The organism is Acinetobacter schindleri (assembly GCF_010918895.1).
Lineage (GTDB): Bacteria > Pseudomonadota > Gammaproteobacteria > Pseudomonadales > Moraxellaceae > Acinetobacter > Acinetobacter schindleri.
This window is the reverse complement of sequence record NZ_CP044483.1, coordinates 2,823,786-2,841,098: the sequence shown is the minus strand read 5'-3', so window position 1 is coordinate 2,841,098 and position 17,313 is coordinate 2,823,786. Positions and strand designations below refer to the sequence as shown.

Sequence of the window (17,313 nt, the reverse complement as noted above, 5' to 3'; positions counted from 1 at the left end):
AGAATTGTGTTCGACGTAAACGAGGAAGATGAACATGGCTAAGGCTAAGTTTGAACGTAATAAGCCACACGTTAACGTGGGCACAATTGGTCACGTTGACCATGGTAAAACAACTTTAACAGCTGCGATTGCAACTGTATGTGCGAAGAAATTCGGTGGTGAAGCGAAAGACTACGCTGCAATTGACTCTGCACCAGAAGAAAAAGCACGTGGTATTACCATTAACACTTCTCACGTAGAATACGATTCTCCAACTCGTCACTACGCTCACGTAGACTGCCCGGGCCACGCCGATTATGTTAAAAACATGATTACTGGTGCTGCTCAGATGGACGGCGCGATCCTTGTATGTGCTGCGACTGATGGTCCAATGCCACAAACTCGTGAACACATCCTGCTTTCTCGTCAGGTAGGTGTACCTTACATCGTTGTATTCTTGAACAAATGCGACCTTGTAGACGACGAAGAGCTTCTTGAGCTAGTTGAAATGGAAGTTCGTGAACTTCTTTCTACTTATGACTTCCCAGGTGATGACACTCCAGTTATCCGTGGTTCAGCTCTTCTTGCGCTTAACGGCGACGCTGGTCAATATGGTGAAGCTGCAGTTGAAGCTCTTGTTGAAGCGCTTGACTCTTACATCCCAGAACCAGAACGTGCAATCGACCAAGCATTCTTGATGCCAATCGAAGACGTATTCTCAATCTCAGGTCGTGGTACAGTAGTAACTGGCCGTGTTGAGACTGGTATTGTTAAAGTTGGTGAGTCAGTTGAAATCGTTGGTATCCGTGATACACAAACAACAACTGTAACTGGCGTTGAAATGTTCCGTAAACTTCTTGACGAAGGTCGTGCGGGCGAGAACTGTGGTGTTCTTCTTCGTGGTACTAAGCGTGAAGACGTTCAACGTGGTCAAGTACTTGCTAAACCAGGTACAATCAAGCCGCACACTAAATTCGACGCAGAAGTATACGTACTTTCTAAAGAAGAAGGTGGTCGTCATACTCCATTCCTTAACGGTTACCGTCCACAGTTCTACTTCCGTACAACTGACGTAACTGGTGCGATCGCGCTTAAAGAAGGCGTTGAAATGGTTATGCCTGGTGACAACGTTGAGATGTCAGTAGAGCTGATCCACCCAATCGCAATGGATGCAGGCTTGCGCTTCGCGATCCGTGAAGGTGGTCGTACAGTTGGTGCTGGTGTAGTATCTCGCGTTACTGCATAATATAGTATAAGATATTGACTGGAGCCCCGGCTCCAGTCTGTCTTTTTGAAGGTCAGTAGTTCAATTGGTAGAGCGTCGGTCTCCAAAACCGAATGTTGGGGGTTCGAGTCCCTCCTGACCTGCCATCATTTTTTCTTGAAAGACGCTTGATGTCGGCAAATCTGGTCATATAATAAGTCGCGAAACCTACGACGAGTACAAAAATGTCGAATGATAAATCACGTGACGCAATAAGCGGCGCGGCAATTCCCCAAAGAAATAATCCTGCTGTAGATGTAAAAACCGGTTCTCCATTGGACATTGTTCTATGGGTTATCGCCTTGATTTTATTGGTGGGTGCAATGATGGTAAATCAATATTTGCCAGCGTACTGGGCACCAGCGAATGATATTTGGGTTCGTGTTGGGGTGATTTTGGCTTGTATCGTGGGCGCTTTAGGTTTATTATACGCCACCCATCAAGGCAAAGGCTTTGTTCGACTGCTGAAAGACGCACGAATTGAGCTCCGTCGAGTGACCTGGCCTACTAAACAAGAGACCATGACCACCTCATGGCATGTTCTTGTTGTTGTTGTCATTGCAGCTGTTGTTTTATGGTGTTTTGATTACGTATTAGGCTGGTTAATGAAGTTTATTATCGGGTAAGAGAGCTATGAAACGTTGGTACATTATTCATGCCTATTCTGGTTATGAAAAACAAGTGATGCGTTCGCTTAATGATCGAATCCAGCGTAGCGCTGTTGCCGATAGCTTTGGTGAAGTCCTGGTCCCTACTGAAGAAGTAGTGGAAATGAAGGATGGCAAGAAACGTAAATCAGAGCGTAAGTTCTTCCCAGGCTATGTATTGGTCGAAATGGAAATGAACGATGAAACCTGGCACATTGTTAAAGAATGTCCAAAAGTATTAGGTTTCATTGGGGGTACGGCAGAAAAGCCGGCACCAATTACGCAAAAAGAAGCTGATGCGATTCTTGCGCGTGTACGTAATACTGGTGAAGCACCTCGTCCTAAGACGATGTTTGAACCAGGCGAAGAATTACTCGTAATTGACGGTCCATTCACAGACTTTAAAGGTGTGGTGGAAGAGGTTCAGTACGAAAAGTCACGCTTAACGCTGACAATCAACGTATTTAACCGACCAACTCAGGTTGAATTGGAATTTCGCCAAGTCGAAAAAACAATCTAATCGGTATTGGTTGAAAACGCCCGATTTGTTAAAGGATCGGGCATTGTTGTTGTAACGGTTATCGTTACGTAGAATCATTGGGGAGCCTAGCGGCGTTTGCACCCAGAGGTAATTTGAAATGGCTAAGAAGATTGACGGCTATATCAAGCTGCAAGTTCCAGCTGGTAAAGCGAATCCATCTCCACCTATTGGTCCTGCACTGGGTCAACGTGGTGTTAACATCATGGCATTCTGTAAAGAATTCAACGCTGCTACTCAAAAGCTTGAAGCTGGTCTGCCAATCCCAGTCGTGATCACTGTGTACAACGACAAGTCGTTCACTTTCATCATGAAAACTCCACCTGCTGCGATTCTTCTTAAGAAAGCTGCTGGTATCCAAAAAGGTTCAGCTGTACCTAACAAAACTAAAGTTGGTAAGTTGACTCGTGCTCAGCTAGAAGAAATTGCGACTACTAAAGAACCAGATCTTACTGGTGCTGATTTAGACGCACGTGTTCGTACCATCGCTGGTTCTGCACGTTCTATGGGCTTGGAAGTGGAGCTATAAGACATGGCAAAGTTAACTAAACGTCAAAAAGCCATTGCTGCTGCTATTGAAGCGCAAAAAGTTTACACTTTAGAAGAAGCTGTAGAAGTTCTTACTAACCTTCCAGCTGCGAAATTCAAAGAATCTTTGGATATCGCTGTTAATCTAGGTGTTGACCCTCGTAAATCTGATCAGGTTGTTCGTGGCGCGACTACTCTTCCTGCAGGTACTGGTAAAACTGTACGTGTAGCTGTATTCGCTCAAGGCGCTGCTGCTGAAGCTGCTAAAGCTGAAGGCGCAGACGTTGTTGGTTTCGACGATCTTGCTGAAAGCATCCAAGCGGGTAACCTTGATTTCGACGTAGTTATTGCTGCTCCAGATGCAATGCGCGTTGTAGGTAAACTTGGTACGATTCTTGGTCCACGTGGCTTAATGCCAAACCCTAAAGTGGGTACTGTAACTCCTGACGTTGCTACTGCAGTTAAAAATGCAAAAGCTGGTCAAGCACGTTACCGTGTAGATAAAGCGGGTATCATCCACGCTGCGATCGGTCAAGTAGGTTTCTCTGCTGAAGCTGTTCGTCAAAACGTTGAAGCTCTTGTAGCTGACCTTAAGAAAGCAAAACCTGCTACTTCTAAAGGTATTTACATCCAAAAGATCACTTTGAGCTCTACTATGGGTCCTGGTTTGATCGTTGATGTAGCAAACGTTTCTAAATAAGTCTCGACTTATTACAGAATTTTAAAGCCCTGAGTAAGTTTTAAAGCGCTGCTTTAAAACTTACGCAAGAAACGCTCCGTCGTATTTTGCAAACTTAGGCAAACTTTGAATTGATAAATGAAAATTTATCAGCGTCAAAGACCGCGGGCGAGGGGAGTTTTATGCTTCTCTCTTAATAGCCCAGCCTGCGTAGACGCGGTGGTGTGATTTGTTCATCCTCCGCGTGTGAGTCCAGTGATGGTCTTGCGAATTGGGAGTGTACTTCGCGTAAGTACATAAATCACCGTTAGGAGGTTTTACAATGGCTCTTCTTATCGAAGGCAAAAAACAGATCGTAGCTGAAGTAGCTGAAGTTGCTTCTACTGCATTTGCTGCTGTTGTTGCTGACTACCAAGGTTTGACTGTAGAGCAGTTAACTACTCTACGTGTTGAAGCGCGTAAACTTGGTGTTACTACACGTATCGTTCGTAACACTTTGGCTAAACGTGCTCTTCAAGATACTCAATTCAATATCTTGAACGACAACCTTGTTGGCCCAACAATCTTAGCTTTCTCGAATTCTGAAGACGACATGGGTGCTGCTGCACGTTTGTTCGAAGAATTCGCTAAAACTAATAAAGCATTTGAACTTAAAGCTGCTGCATTTGATGGCAAACTTTATCAAGGTGCAGAAGTTAGCGTAATCGCGAATCTTCCGAACCAAGAGAAAGCGCTTACTATGCTTGCAAACGTTCTTCAAGCTCCTATTTCGAAATTGGGCCGCTTACTTACAGCGCTTCAAGAGAAAAACGAGTCAGAAGCTGCTTAAGCTCAAACTTAAACACACATCATTCAATACCCATTTGGAGTTAATCTCATGGCTTTAACAAACGAAGAAATCCTAAACGCAGTTGCTGAAAAAACTGTTCTTGAACTTGTTGAACTTATCTCTGCTTTCGAAGAGAAATTCAATGTATCTGCTGCTGCTGTAGCTGTTGCTGCTGGTCCAGCTGCTGCTGCTGCTGAAGAACAAACTGAATTCAATGTTGAATTGACTTCTTTCGGCGCGAACAAAGTTGCTGTAATTAAAGCAGTTCGTGAAGCGACTGGCCTTGGCTTGAAAGAAGCTAAAGACATGGTTGAAGGCGCTCCTGCAGTTCTTAAAGAAGGCGTTTCTAAAGAAGAAGGCGAAGAGCTTAAGAAGAAACTTGAAGAAGCTGGTGCTACAGTTACTCTTAAGTAATTTCTTAAGGGAGCCGGTTTTTTTATAATCGGCTCCAAAAATTGGCTGATGGCTCTTGGGTCATCAGCCTTTTTGCGTTACAATAATCGGCTCGATTTTTGTTTGCATGATAGAAATTCATACAAATTGAAAATAAACATAATGAACAAACGTTTACCAATATTTTTCATTAAAAAATATTGATAAGCGTTTTAATACCACTAAAAATTGCAGCATTTGTAAAGAGTGGTGGCCATATCGGCCAGCGTAATTCCTTCTGAGCCCGTTCTGCAGGCGGGCTTGGTTTACACTTTCCGAGGACTCCAGATGGCATACTCATATACCGAAAAGAAACGGATCCGTAAGAATTTTGGTAAATTGCCTAGCGTCATGGATGCTCCGTACTTGCTCGCGATTCAAGTCGACTCGTACAGAACATTCTTACAAGATGGCAAATCACCAAAAAACCGCGAAGATATCGGTCTCCAAGCCGCATTTCGTTCAGTTTTTCCTATTGAAAGTTATTCTGGCAATGCTGCTTTAGAATTTGTTGAGTATAGTCTTGGTAAGCCTGAGTTTGATGTACGCGAATGTATTCTTCGTGGCTCAACTTATGCAGCACCAATGCGTGTAAAAATTCGTTTGATCCTGAAAGATCGTGAAACGAAGTCAATTAAAGATGTACGTGAACAAGAAGTCTATATGGGCGAAATGCCATTGATGACGGATAACGGTACCTTTGTAATTAACGGTACCGAGCGTGTGATCGTGTCACAATTACACCGTTCACCAGGCGTATTCTTTGACCACGATAAAGGCAAGACTCACTCAAGTGGTAAAGTCCTTTATTCAGCGCGTATTATTCCTTACCGTGGTTCATGGTTAGACTTTGAATTCGATGCCAAAGACCTGGTCTATGTACGTATTGACCGTCGTCGTAAATTGCTTGCGACTGTGGTGCTTCGTGCCTTGGGTTATAGCAACGAAAACATTCTCGACATGTTCTACGAGAAAGTACCTGTGTATCTTGACATGGGTAGCTACCAGATTGACCTGGTGCCTGAACGTCTGCGTGGCGAAATGGCACAATTTGACATCCTGGACAAGGATGGCAAGGCAATTGTTGAGCAAGGTAAACGTATCAATGCGCGTCATGTACGTCAAATGGAAGCTTCAGGTCTTGAAAAACTTGCAGTGCCAGATGAGTACCTGTATGAGCGTATCACTGCTGAAGACATCCCATTAAAAGATGGTGATGTGATTGCAGCCAATACTGTATTAAGCCATGAAATCATGGTGAAAATTGCAGAAGGCGGCGTGAAGCAGTTCAATATTCTGTTCACCAATGATATCGACCGCGGTTCATTTGTTGCAGATTCTCTACGTGCAGATACAACGAGCAATCGTGAAGAAGCATTGGTAGAAATCTACAAAGTGATGCGTCCGGGCGAACCACCAACAAAAGAAGCTGCTGAAAACTTATTCAACAACTTGTTCTTCTCTTCAGAACGTTATGACCTTTCTCCAGTCGGTCGTATGAAGTTTAACCGTCGTTTGGGTCGTCCTTACGAAGTGGGTACGGATCAGAAGTCTCGTGAAGTTGAAGGAATTTTGTCGAACGAAGATATCACTGATGTACTCAAAACATTGGTTGAAATCCGTAACGGTAAAGGTGAAGTCGACGATATCGACCACTTGGGTAACCGTCGCGTGCGTTCAGTAGGTGAAATGACTGAAAACCAATTCCGTGTGGGTCTGGTTCGTGTAGAACGTGCGGTTAAAGAACGTCTATCACAGGCTGAAACAGATAACTTATCTCCGCAAGATTTGATCAATGCGAAACCAGTGGCTGCTGCAATCAAAGAATTCTTTGGTTCAAGCCAATTATCTCAGTTCATGGACCAAAACAACCCATTGTCTGAGATTACGCACAAACGTAAGGTATCGGCGCTTGGTCCTGGTGGTTTGACACGTGAACGTGCGGGCTTTGAGGTACGTGACGTACACCAAACTCACTACGGTCGTGTATGTCCAATTGAAACGCCTGAAGGTCCAAACATTGGTTTGATGAACTCGCTTTCTGTTTATGCGAAATGTAACAATTTCGGTTTCTTAGAAACTCCATACCGTAAGGTTGTTGATGGTCGTGTAACAGATGAAGTTGAATACCTGTCTGCGATTGAAGAAGTAGGCACTGTGATTGCACAGGCCGATTCTGCAATGGATAAAGACGGTAACTTAACAGAAGAGTTTGTATCTGTTCGTCATCAAGGTGACTTCGTACGTATTCCTCCTGAAAAAGTAACGCATATGGATGTATCTGCTCAGCAGGTCGTATCTGTAGCAGCATCACTGATTCCATTCCTAGAACACGATGATGCCAACCGTGCATTAATGGGTTCGAACATGCAACGTCAGGCAGTTCCGACGTTGATTGCTGACAAGCCGCTTGTTGGTACCGGTATGGAAGCGAACGTAGCACATGACTCAGGTGTATGTGTGATCGCTCAGCGTGGTGGTCGTATCGAATATGTAGACGCTTCTCGTGTCGTGATTCGTGTCAACGAAGACGAAATGATCGCAGGTGAAGCAGGTGTAGATATCTACAACCTGATCAAATACACCCGTTCGAACCAGAACACTTGTATCAACCAGAAAGTTCTTGTGAACCTGGGCGATAAAGTAGGTCGTGGTGATGTACTGGCTGATGGTCCATCAACAGATGGCGGTGAGCTGGCATTGGGTCAAAACATGCGCGTTGCGTTTATGACCTGGAATGGTTACAACTACGAAGACTCGATCTTGTTATCTGAGCGTGTACTTCAGGAAGACCGTTTAACGTCTATTCATATCCAGGAATTGTCATGTGTTGCACGTGATACCAAACTGGGTGCGGAAGAAATCACTGCTGATATTCCGAACGTAGGTGAAGCTGCTCTGTCTAAACTGGACGAGTCAGGTATTGTTTACATCGGTGCTGAAGTAACTGCTGGGGACATCCTGGTAGGTAAAGTAACCCCTAAAGGTGAAACACAGCTTACTCCAGAAGAAAAATTGCTACGTGCAATCTTCGGTGAAAAAGCGGCTGACGTAAAAGACTCATCTTTACGCGTTCCATCAGGTACAAAAGGTACTGTGATTGACGTTCAAGTGTTTACACGTGACGGTCTTGAAAAAGACGAACGTGCTCAAGCAATTGAAAAAGCTCAACTTGATGCTTACCGTAAAGACTTGAAAGAAGAATTCAAAATCTTTGAAGAAGCTGCACGTGAACGTGTAATCCGTCTACTTAACGGCCAAGAGTCGAATGGTGGCGGTACAACTAAACGTGGCGACAAACTGTCTGAAGACGTGTTGTCTGGTTTAGAGCTTGTTGATCTTCTTGAAATTCAACCAGTTGATGAAGCAATTGCTGAACGTTTAACTCAAATTCAAGTGTTCTTGAAAGAGAAGAGCTTCGAAATTGACGAGAAATTTGCTGAGAAAAAACGCAAACTTTCTACAGGCGATGAACTGACGACTGGCGTATTGAAAGTAGTTAAAGTTTATCTTGCTGTAAAACGTCGCATCCAACCGGGTGATAAGATGGCGGGTCGTCACGGTAACAAAGGTGTTGTATCAAACATCTTGCCGGTAGAAGACATGCCACATGATGCCAACGGTGTACCTGTTGATATCGTATTGAACCCGCTTGGCGTACCATCGCGTATGAACGTGGGTCAGATTCTCGAAACTCACTTGGGTATGGCGGCGAAAGGTCTTGGCGATCAAATCGACAAGATGATGAAAGAGCAACGTACTGTACTTGAGCTTCGTGATTTCCTGGACAAGATTTACAACAAAGTTGGTGGCGAACAAGAAGATCTTGATAGCTTGACTGATGAAGAAATCTTGAAACTTTCTGGCAACTTGCGTGCTGGTGTACCTTTGGCTACTCCTGTATTCGATGGTGCTGAAGAAGGTCAGATCAAAGAGTTGTTACAACTTGCAGGCCTGTCTAGTACTGGTCAGACCGTATTATATGATGGTCGTACTGGTGAGCGTTTCGATCGTCCGGTAACTGTCGGTTACATGTACATGCTGAAACTGAACCACTTGGTTGATGACAAGATGCATGCGCGTTCAACTGGTTCTTACTCTCTAGTTACGCAACAGCCGTTGGGTGGTAAAGCACAATTCGGTGGTCAGCGTTTCGGTGAGATGGAAGTCTGGGCACTAGAAGCTTACGGTGCAGCATATACGCTACAAGAAATGCTGACTGTGAAATCGGATGACGTTGAAGGCCGTACCCGTATCTACAAGAACATTGTAGATGGCAACCATTATATGGACCCGGGCATGCCTGAATCGTTCAACGTATTGACCAAAGAGATCCGTTCTTTAGGTATCAACATTGAACTGAAAAATGGTGACTAATTAGTTCCATTTAATCTCCCCAAACCCCTCTTTGATAAAGAGGGCTTCCCCCTTAACAAAGGGGGACTGAGGGGGATTAAAATTCAGTTAAAAAACAATATTTGTGACCCAGTTGTTGAGTGAAAATCTCCACAACACACGGAGAAAAAAATTGAAAGACTTGCTCGATATCATGCGCAAAAAGACGGATTCAGACGGTCATGCTCCAGTAGAGTTTGACCGCATCCGTATTGGTCTTGCGTCACCAGAAATGATTAAGTCATGGTCTCACGGTGAAGTTAAAAAGCCAGAAACCATTAACTATCGTACGTTCAAGCCTGAACGTGATGGTTTGTTCTGTGCCAAAATCTTTGGTCCAGTGAAAGATTACGAATGCTTGTGTGGTAAATACAAGCGTATGAAATACAAAGGCGTCATTTGTGAAAAATGTGGCGTTGAAGTAACAACTGCGAAAGTTCGTCGTGAACGTATGGGTCACATCGAGCTGGCATCTCCAGTTGCACACATCTGGTTCTTGAAATCATTGCCTAGCCGTATCGGTCTATTATTAGACATGACGCTACGTGATATTGAACGTGTATTGTATTTCGAATCTTATGTAGTTACCGATCCGGGTATGACTCCATTTGAGAAATACCAACTTCTAAATGATGAAGAATACTTCAATGCCTTAGAAGAACACGGTGATGAATTCACAGCGAAAATGGGTGCTGAAGCGGTTCAAGACTTGTTGAAAGACATCGATCTTGAAGCTGAAATTGCACGTCTTCGTGAAGAAATTCCTGTTACAACTTCAGAAACCAAGCTGAAAAAAGCGTCTAAGCGTTTGAAGTTGATGGAAGCATTCAACGATTCGAACAACAAGCCAGAATGGATGGTGTTAACTGTACTTCCAGTTCTTCCACCAGACCTCCGTCCGCTTGTACCACTTGAAGGTGGTCGTTTCGCGACTTCTGACCTGAACGATCTTTATCGTCGTGTGATCAACCGTAACAACCGTTTGAAGCGTCTTCTTGACCTTGCAGCGCCAGACATCATCGTACGTAACGAAAAACGTATGTTACAAGAGTCTGTAGATGCATTGCTGGATAACGGTCGTCGTGGTCGTGCAATTACCGGTTCGAACAAGCGTCCGCTTAAATCTTTGGCAGACATGATCAAAGGTAAGCAAGGTCGTTTCCGTCAAAACTTACTTGGTAAGCGTGTTGACTACTCTGGTCGTTCGGTAATTACTGTTGGTCCAAACCTGCGTTTGCACCAATGTGGTCTTCCGAAGAAAATGGCACTTGAACTGTTCAAGCCATTCATTTTCGCGAAACTACAGGCCTCTGGTCAAGCAACCACCATTAAAGCTGCGAAGAAAATGGTTGAGCGCGAAACCCCGGAAGTTTGGGACGTTCTTGCTCACGTGATTCGTCAACATCCAGTGATGTTGAACCGTGCGCCAACCCTTCACCGTTTGGGTCTTCAAGCATTTGAACCGATCCTGATCGAAGGTAAAGCGATCCGTCTACACCCACTCGTATGTGCTGCGTTTAACGCCGACTTCGATGGTGACCAAATGGCGGTACACGTACCATTAACACTTGAAGCTCAGCTTGAAGCTCGTGCGTTAATGATGTCGACGAACAACATTCTGTCTCCAGCGAACGGTGAGCCAATCATCGTACCGTCTCAGGACGTGGTCTTGGGCTTGTATTACATCACGCGTGATGCAATCAATGCCAAAGGTGAAGGCATGGTGTTCGCGGATACTCACGAAGTAAACCGTGCACTGGCAACAGGTCAGGTTGATCTACACGCTCGCGTTAAAGCACGTGTACACCAGACTGTGATCGACGAAGATGGTAACCGTGAACAGCAAACCATTATTGTAGATACGACGCCTGGTCGCTGCCTACTTTGGGAAGTTGTACCTGAAGGTATGGATTTCCAGCAAATTAACGTTGAGATGACTAAGAAAAATATCTCGAAGTTAATTAACTCTTGCTACCGTAAATTGGGTCTGAAAGATACTGTTATCTTCGCTGACCAATTGATGTACTTGGGCTTCCGTCAAGCGACGCGTTCAGGTGTATCTGTCGGTATGGAAGACATGCTGATTCCACCGCAAAAACAAGCAATTATTGGTAAAGCGGAAGCTGAAGTTCGTGAAATCGAACAACAGTTCGAACAAGGCTTCGTAACTGCCGGCGAACGTTATAACAAAGTGGTCGATATTTGGGCGCGTACCAATGACCAGGTTGCTAAAGCGATGATGGACAACTTGTCTTACACGACTGTTAAGAACAAACAGGGTGAAGATGAGAAACAGAAATCATTCAACAGTATTTACATGATGTCTGACTCTGGTGCCCGTGGTTCCGCAGCTCAGATTCGTCAGTTGGCAGGTATGCGTGGTCTGATGGCGAAGCCGGATGGCTCGATCATTGAAACGCCAATTAAAGCGAACTTCCGTGAAGGTCTGACAGTACTTCAGTACTTCATTTCAACACACGGTGCGCGTAAAGGTTTGGCCGATACAGCACTGAAAACAGCGAACTCTGGTTACCTGACTCGTCGTCTGGTAGACGTTGCGCAAGACTTGGTCATTACTGAGCCAGATTGTGGTACTTATGATGGTCTTGTGATGACGCCGTTCATTCAAGGCGGTGACGTGATCGAGAACCTGGGTACTCGAGTACTGGGTCGTGTCGTTGCTGAAGACGTTAAGAAAGTGGGTACAGACGAAGTTCTTCTTCCTCGTAACACGTTAATTGACGAGAAACTGGCTACGTTTATTGAAAACGCGGGTATTGACGAAATCAAAGTACGTTCAGTTGTAAACTGTGCCTCTACTTTCGGTGTATGTGCGAAATGTTACGGTCGTGACTTGGCACGTGGTCATCAAGTGAACCCTGGTGAATCTGTGGGTGTAATGGCTGCTCAATCAATTGGTGAGCCAGGTACACAGTTAACCATGCGTACGTTCCACGTGGGTGGTGCTGCGAGCCGGACTTCTGCTGCTAACAGCGTACAAGTTCGTAACAAAGGTACTGTACGTTTCCACAATGTGAAAACTGTACAACACGCGAAAGGTCACTTGGTATCAACTTCACGTTCAGGTGAAATCGGTATTGCAGATGATCTAGGTCGTGAGCGCGAACGTTACAAGATCCCTTATGGTGCATCTATCTTGCTGAAAGATGGCGAAGCTGTAGAAGCGGGCGGTATCGTAGCGACTTGGGATCCGCATACACATCCACTGGTAACAGAAGTAGCTGGTAAAGTTCGCTTCAGCCAGATTGCTGATGGTGTAACTGCAACATCGAAAACTGATGATGCAACTGGTATGACGACTGTTGAGATCTTGCCTGTTACAGCGCGTCCTGCTTCTGGTAAAGATTTACGTCCTGCTGTTGTGCTTGACACAGTAGATGGCGGCGAACAGTTCTACTTCTTGCCACAAAACACAATTCTTTCTGTCCGTGATGGCGAAACAATTGGTGTCGGTGATGTAATTGGTCGTGTACCACAAGAATCTTCACGTACGCGTGATATTACCGGTGGTCTGCCGCGTGTAGCGGACTTGTTCGAAGCACGTAAGCCGAAAGAACATGCGATCCTTGCAGAAGTGTCTGGTATCGTAAGCTTCGGTAAAGAGACCAAAGGTAAGAACCGTCTGGTAATTACGCCGGATGATGGTTCAGAGATCTACGAAGAACTGATTCCGAAATGGCGTACCATTAACGTGTTCGAAGGCGAACATGTGAACCGTGGTGAAACGATTTCTGATGGTCCACAGAACCCGCATGACATCTTACGTCTGAAAGGTGAAGTGGCGTTGACCAATTACATCGTGAACGAAGTTCAGGACGTTTACCGTCTGCAAGGTGTAAAAATCAACGATAAGCACATCGAAGTGATCGTACGTCAAATGTTGCGTAAAGTTGAAATCACTGATGGTGGTGATTCTAGCTTCATTAAAGGCGAACAGGTGGATTACATCCGCGTTGCTCAAGAGAACCAAGCATTGCTTGCTCAGAACAAGTTCCCTGCGAAGTTTGAACGTCAATTGATGGGTATTACCAAAGCGTCACTTTCTACTGACTCGTTCATCTCTGCTGCATCGTTCCAGGAAACAACTCGTGTGTTAACTGAAGCGGCTGTAACAGGTAAAGAAGATGATCTACGCGGTCTGAAAGAAAACGTAGTTGTAGGTCGTCTGATCCCAGCGGGTACAGGTCTGGCTTACCACTTGGAGCGTCGTCGTCAAGAAGCAGAAGCTGCAGAATTTGAACTGCACAATGACTTCTCTGATGTAGACCAAGCGCTTAGCCAAGCATTTAATGATGAGTTTAACGGTCTGTAATCAGACACTTTAAATCAGAAAAAGCCACCTTCGGGTGGCTTTTTTTATTGCTGGATGTTGTCAAGTCAGCGACTTTAAACAATGATTGTAAGCGTCCGCTGAACCCCATGCCTATTTTTTAATTCGGTTCAGGTTTCCAGCGGTGTGGTAGCAATTCTTCAATCTGAGTCACTTTATGTGTCGGCAACCTTTTCAGCACATCACTTAAATAGGCATAGGGATCCAGCCCATTCAGCTTTGCTGACTGGATTAATGTCATAATATTGGCTGCTCGCTGACCGCTGCGCAGCGAACCTGCAAATAACCAGTTCTTACGTCCCAACGCCCAGGGGCGCATCTGGTTTTCCACCCAGTTATTGCAAATCGGTAGATTGCCATCATCCAGATAGCGGCTTAAGGCTGGCCAACGCTTCAGAGTGTAATTGATCGCCTTGGCGGTAGGAGAACTCGATGGCACTGTCAGATGATGTTGGTTGAGCCATTCATATAGTTGTTGCATCACTGGTTGACTATGCTGTTGTCGGTATTCGCGGCGGTCTTCCGCTGTACCATCGGTCTTTTTCCTGAGTTCTGCTTCTATCGCATACAGTTTCTGAATCAGCACTAAGGCCTGTTCAGCGACCTGACTTTTCCCAGTTACATGCAGTTCATGGAATTTACGACGTGCATGGGCCATGCAGCCCACCTCAATGACCTGACCTGATTTAAAGCGTGCTTTATAACCGCTGTAATCATCACAGACCAGATGGCCCTGCCAGTCTTTCAGGAACGCTTCAGCATGCTGACCTGAACGACTATCCTGAAAGTCATAGATCACCGCCTGAACTGGATTGTACTGTGTAGTGGCATAGGCCCAGACATAACCTTTCTTCGGTTTTTTATCATTCTCACCCATCCGCATGATGGTGACCGGTGTTTCATCTGCATGCAGCACCTGCTGTTGTAGTACCACCTCTTTTAAGGCATTGGCCAGAGGTTCCAGTTCTACACCGCAGCGACCTATCCAGTCAGATAAAGTTGATCTAGAAAGTTCGATTCCCGCCCGCTGATAGATCAGACGTTGACGGTACAGCGGCAAATGATCGGCATATTTCGATACCAAAACATGGCTGAGCAGTTCAGGTGAAGCAATGCCTTTATCAATCACATAGGCGGGCATCGCTTGCTGAGTCAGGGTGTCACACTGATCACAGACCCATTTGCCACGCACATGCTGTTCCTTATAGAACTGTGCCGGTCTGAAATGCAGTTTTTCACTGACATCTTCGCCGATACGACGAAGTTGGCAGCCACAAGCACATTGGGTTGATGCAGGTTCATGCTCAATACGGATGGTGTGTAGATGATCTGGCAGTGGTCGACGTTTAGGTTTGTTGACTGTGGCTTTCTCTGTCGCTGCATCGGTTTTATCTGCATTTAATCGTTCTAATTCCAGATCAACGGCTGCGATATCTTCTTCGACCGCCTCATCCCACAGATGGATTTGTTTTGCGGTGAGATGTTCGTTTTTACTGCCGAATTTATGCTGTTTAAACAGCGCCAGTTCATGCTCGTATTTTTGATTGAGAATAGAAAGATGCTGAACTTTAGAATCTAATTGCTGATTGGTGACTTCAAGATGTTGAACTTTGGCATCTAATTGTTGATTTGATACTTCCAGATGTTGAACTTGAGCATCTAATTGTTGTTTATCTTCTGCGAGTTGTTGATGCTGCATCGCCAACTGCCGGGTGAATTCCAGCAGTTGTTCATGGGTCAGTTGGCTTAAATCTGGCAGCGTATTCATGACCGCAGTATGCCTGAGGTCATGAGAAGAATGAAATAGAACGTTTGGAGGATGGCAGAATAGCCGAGCTTGGTTTAGAGCATCGTGACCACCTGCTGTCGTCCAATGCGCTGCCAAGGCAAACCCTGGATTAATGCCTGTAACTGTTCCGGGTTGAGAGCTACGCTTTCACCCTGGTGAACTTTAGCCCAGTGGAATTTTCCCTGTTCCAAACGCCGGGCACACAGCCAGATGCCCAGTCCATCATGTACCAGCACTTTCATGCGATGGCCACGTTTATTACAGAACAGGTAAGCACAATGCGGTTTAATGTAGCCAAAGGCTCTCACCACCTGAGCCATGACAGTATCCATCCCTGCTCGCATATCCAGAGGTTGGGTAGAAAGCCAGATTTCATCGATACGGATCATGTTGCCAGCACCTTGAGTAATTCTGCCAAGGCAGGTATTTCTGATACTTGCCATTTCAAGCCAATTTCTGCTTTTGAGTGGGGTAAAGTAATTTGAACTTTTAACATGTCAGTAGGAGTAGGATCTAATGGTGCAGAGCAAGATAAGGCAATAAATGCAGGTTTATTCGGTAGTGGTGAGCGATCACTCCCTGGCTTAGCATCAATTAAGCGAATCCATTTGGATACAAGATTTGTATTCAATCCATGTTGCAAAGCGACTGAAGCAATTGAAACGTCCGGTGCTTTACAAGCCTGAACGATCTGCTGTTTAAATTCAGCACTGTATGTTCTTCGTTTTTTCGCAAGAGATGCGATGGATGTCTGATGATTTGTAGTCATAAATTTAAGTCCCCACTTGTTTCTAAGTGGGGACTAAATTAAGGCTTATAGGATGAATTCAGAAGGTGTGTTCAGCGGACGCTTACCAATGATTTGAAATCAGACCCTAAAATATGCCAGTATTTCTGAGGAAAACATAAACTTAAAATGGGAACAATAAGATGAAAAATTTAGTAATCTCAGTTGTACTACTGTTAGCACTCGGTTTGACAGCGTGTTCTAAAGATCAAGCAGAAAATACAGCACCTGGCGATACTACAGCCGCGAATGAAACTGAAGTTGTAGATCAAGCAGCTGCAAATGAAGAAGCTCAACCTTTGGATGCGGCACCATTAGAAACAGATGACGTTGCAACATCAGAAGCTGTTACTCAATAAAGTAAAACAAGCTTTACATCTATTTAGGCACTGATCATTGCTACTTATTAATCCTAATCCATACCGATGATCTGTAGTACAAGCGCCGCTTGTTAAGCTCGGTGCTTATTTTTTATTGAGAGGGAAAAATGCGTTCTATAAGTAAAAAATTAGCGGTTACCACATTATTCGTAGTCTCAACTGTTTCATTTGCAGCGCCCATGCCCAATACCATTATGGTTGAAGATAAAGCTGTGGTTCCTGTACTAAAAACTGAAGTGCTGCGTCGGGTAGAAGGACAACAACCTGTACGTCATGTTGAAGCCACGATTCTGGAAATCACCAATAAAGGCAAGGATATTGTTGCTAAAGAAGTGGTATTTGATGACACTCTGGGGCAGTTCTCGGATAAAAAACTGTCAATTCCAGTGATTCAAAAGGGGGGTGTGATTGTTCCCACCTCTAAAATTGAATTCAATACGACATTGAAGCAGGACGGTGAAATCCTCCAGCAAACCAGAACTATTGATGCTGAAGGGATCGAGTTTAAAAAAGATCAGGCTGAACCTGTAAAACGTACTCTACAATTGCAGCAACATACTGGTACGGATAAAACCGAGGTAACGCATACCGTGATAACTGAAGATGGTGCAACCTCTCGTGATTTGCTCATGGTAGATACTGCGGAATAAAATTAAAAGATCCAATTTCATGTGCTATTTACAAAATAGCGTAGGGGAGTTTCAAGATTTAACAT

The 17,313-nt window shown here is 44.7% G+C and carries 14 protein-coding genes and 1 tRNA gene; 12 read left to right on the top strand and 3 right to left on the bottom strand.

All coding sequences use genetic code 11. The features are described 5' to 3' along the window. Positions 1-34 precede the first annotated feature (34 nt). From tuf to rpoC, 10 genes are all read left to right on the top strand, one after another. Entirely contained in the window at positions 35-1,225 is a 1,191-nt protein-coding gene (gene tuf / locus FSC11_RS13525) for an elongation factor Tu (RefSeq protein ID WP_004811166.1), read from the top strand. A gap of 49 nt (positions 1,226-1,274) precedes the next feature. Then, positions 1,275-1,350 (top strand) — tRNA-Trp (locus FSC11_RS13520). A 78-nt stretch (positions 1,351-1,428) separates the two neighbouring features. Then, complete coding sequence (secE, locus tag FSC11_RS13515) at positions 1,429-1,869, top strand: preprotein translocase subunit SecE (RefSeq protein WP_163167424.1); 441 nt, start codon at positions 1,429-1,431, stop codon at positions 1,867-1,869. Between the two features lie 7 nt (positions 1,870-1,876). Continuing rightward, the gene (gene nusG / locus FSC11_RS13510) at positions 1,877-2,410 is read left to right on the top strand and encodes a transcription termination/antitermination protein NusG (protein ID WP_004813568.1); all 534 of its coding nucleotides are present in this window, start codon (positions 1,877-1,879) and stop codon (positions 2,408-2,410) included. 118 nt (positions 2,411-2,528) lie between these two features. Continuing rightward, positions 2,529-2,957 carry a 50S ribosomal protein L11 gene (rplK, locus tag FSC11_RS13505; RefSeq protein WP_004813566.1) on the top strand — a complete coding sequence of 143 codons (429 nt, stop codon included), beginning with the start codon at positions 2,529-2,531 and terminating at the stop codon, positions 2,955-2,957. 3 nt (positions 2,958-2,960) lie between these two features. Beyond that, positions 2,961-3,656, top strand: coding sequence for a 50S ribosomal protein L1 (rplA, locus tag FSC11_RS13500; protein WP_163167422.1), 696 nt, complete (start codon positions 2,961-2,963; stop codon positions 3,654-3,656). 301 nt (positions 3,657-3,957) lie between these two features. Beyond that, positions 3,958-4,464 (top strand): 50S ribosomal protein L10, encoded by a 507-nt coding sequence (gene rplJ, locus FSC11_RS13495; RefSeq protein ID WP_004278612.1) that lies wholly within the window; start codon positions 3,958-3,960, stop codon positions 4,462-4,464. A gap of 48 nt (positions 4,465-4,512) precedes the next feature. Further along, the gene (rplL, locus tag FSC11_RS13490) at positions 4,513-4,878 is read left to right on the top strand and encodes a 50S ribosomal protein L7/L12 (protein WP_004278611.1); all 366 of its coding nucleotides are present in this window, start codon (positions 4,513-4,515) and stop codon (positions 4,876-4,878) included. Between the two features lie 306 nt (positions 4,879-5,184). Beyond that, entirely contained in the window at positions 5,185-9,273 is a 4,089-nt protein-coding gene (gene rpoB, locus FSC11_RS13485) for a DNA-directed RNA polymerase subunit beta (protein ID WP_163167420.1), read from the top strand. Positions 9,274-9,424: 151 nt separating this feature from the next. Next, complete coding sequence (rpoC, locus tag FSC11_RS13480; protein WP_163167419.1) at positions 9,425-13,624, top strand: DNA-directed RNA polymerase subunit beta'; 4,200 nt, start codon at positions 9,425-9,427, stop codon at positions 13,622-13,624. A 118-nt stretch (positions 13,625-13,742) separates the two neighbouring features. Here the strand turns inward: rpoC and tnpC are convergent, their stop codons facing one another. The 3 genes from tnpC to tnpA all read right to left on the bottom strand — a co-directional run bounded on the left by tnpC (position 13,743) and on the right by tnpA (position 16,200). Then, positions 13,743-15,410 (bottom strand): IS66 family transposase, encoded by a 1,668-nt coding sequence (tnpC, locus tag FSC11_RS13475; RefSeq protein ID WP_163167416.1) that lies wholly within the window; start codon positions 15,408-15,410, stop codon positions 13,743-13,745. 74 nt (positions 15,411-15,484) lie between these two features. Next, positions 15,485-15,820, bottom strand: coding sequence for an IS66 family insertion sequence element accessory protein TnpB (gene tnpB, locus FSC11_RS13470; protein WP_004828548.1), 336 nt, complete (start codon positions 15,818-15,820; stop codon positions 15,485-15,487). Further along, complete coding sequence (gene tnpA / locus FSC11_RS13465) at positions 15,817-16,200, bottom strand: IS66-like element accessory protein TnpA (protein WP_004828545.1); 384 nt, start codon at positions 16,198-16,200, stop codon at positions 15,817-15,819. Before tnpA ends, tnpB begins: the two co-directional genes overlap by 4 nt. A 161-nt stretch (positions 16,201-16,361) precedes the next feature. On the opposite strand from tnpA, the gene FSC11_RS13460 reads away from it, so the two are divergent. Both FSC11_RS13460 and FSC11_RS13455 read left to right on the top strand, forming a co-directional pair. After that, positions 16,362-16,577 (top strand): hypothetical protein, encoded by a 216-nt coding sequence (locus FSC11_RS13460; RefSeq protein WP_004890570.1) that lies wholly within the window; start codon positions 16,362-16,364, stop codon positions 16,575-16,577. A gap of 128 nt (positions 16,578-16,705) precedes the next feature. Next, on the top strand, positions 16,706-17,248 hold the full coding sequence (locus tag FSC11_RS13455; RefSeq protein ID WP_004890567.1) for a hypothetical protein: 543 nt from the start codon (positions 16,706-16,708) through the stop codon (positions 17,246-17,248). Positions 17,249-17,313: the final 65 nt, after the last annotated feature.

Bases quoted from the DNA above. Each gene is read 5' to 3' on its own strand.
- FSC11_RS13455 (WP_004890567.1), top strand. From the start codon at position 16,706: ATGCGTTCTATAAGTAAAAAATTAGCGGTTACCACATTATTCGTAGTC.
- FSC11_RS13460 (WP_004890570.1), top strand. From the start codon at position 16,362: ATGAAAAATTTAGTAATCTCAGTTGTACTACTGTTAGCACTCGGTTTG.
- rpoB (WP_163167420.1), top strand. From the start codon at position 5,185: ATGGCATACTCATATACCGAAAAGAAACGGATCCGTAAGAATTTTGGT.
- secE (WP_163167424.1), top strand. From the start codon at position 1,429: ATGTCGAATGATAAATCACGTGACGCAATAAGCGGCGCGGCAATTCCC.
- tuf (WP_004811166.1), top strand. From the start codon at position 35: ATGGCTAAGGCTAAGTTTGAACGTAATAAGCCACACGTTAACGTGGGC.
- rplL (WP_004278611.1), top strand. From the start codon at position 4,513: ATGGCTTTAACAAACGAAGAAATCCTAAACGCAGTTGCTGAAAAAACT.
- rplJ (WP_004278612.1), top strand. From the start codon at position 3,958: ATGGCTCTTCTTATCGAAGGCAAAAAACAGATCGTAGCTGAAGTAGCT.
- tnpB (WP_004828548.1), bottom strand. From the start codon at position 15,820: ATGATCCGTATCGATGAAATCTGGCTTTCTACCCAACCTCTGGATATG.
- nusG (WP_004813568.1), top strand. From the start codon at position 1,877: ATGAAACGTTGGTACATTATTCATGCCTATTCTGGTTATGAAAAACAA.
- tnpA (WP_004828545.1), bottom strand. From the start codon at position 16,200: ATGACTACAAATCATCAGACATCCATCGCATCTCTTGCGAAAAAACGA.
- tnpC (WP_163167416.1), bottom strand. From the start codon at position 15,410: ATGAATACGCTGCCAGATTTAAGCCAACTGACCCATGAACAACTGCTG.
- rplA (WP_163167422.1), top strand. From the start codon at position 2,961: ATGGCAAAGTTAACTAAACGTCAAAAAGCCATTGCTGCTGCTATTGAA.
- rplK (WP_004813566.1), top strand. From the start codon at position 2,529: ATGGCTAAGAAGATTGACGGCTATATCAAGCTGCAAGTTCCAGCTGGT.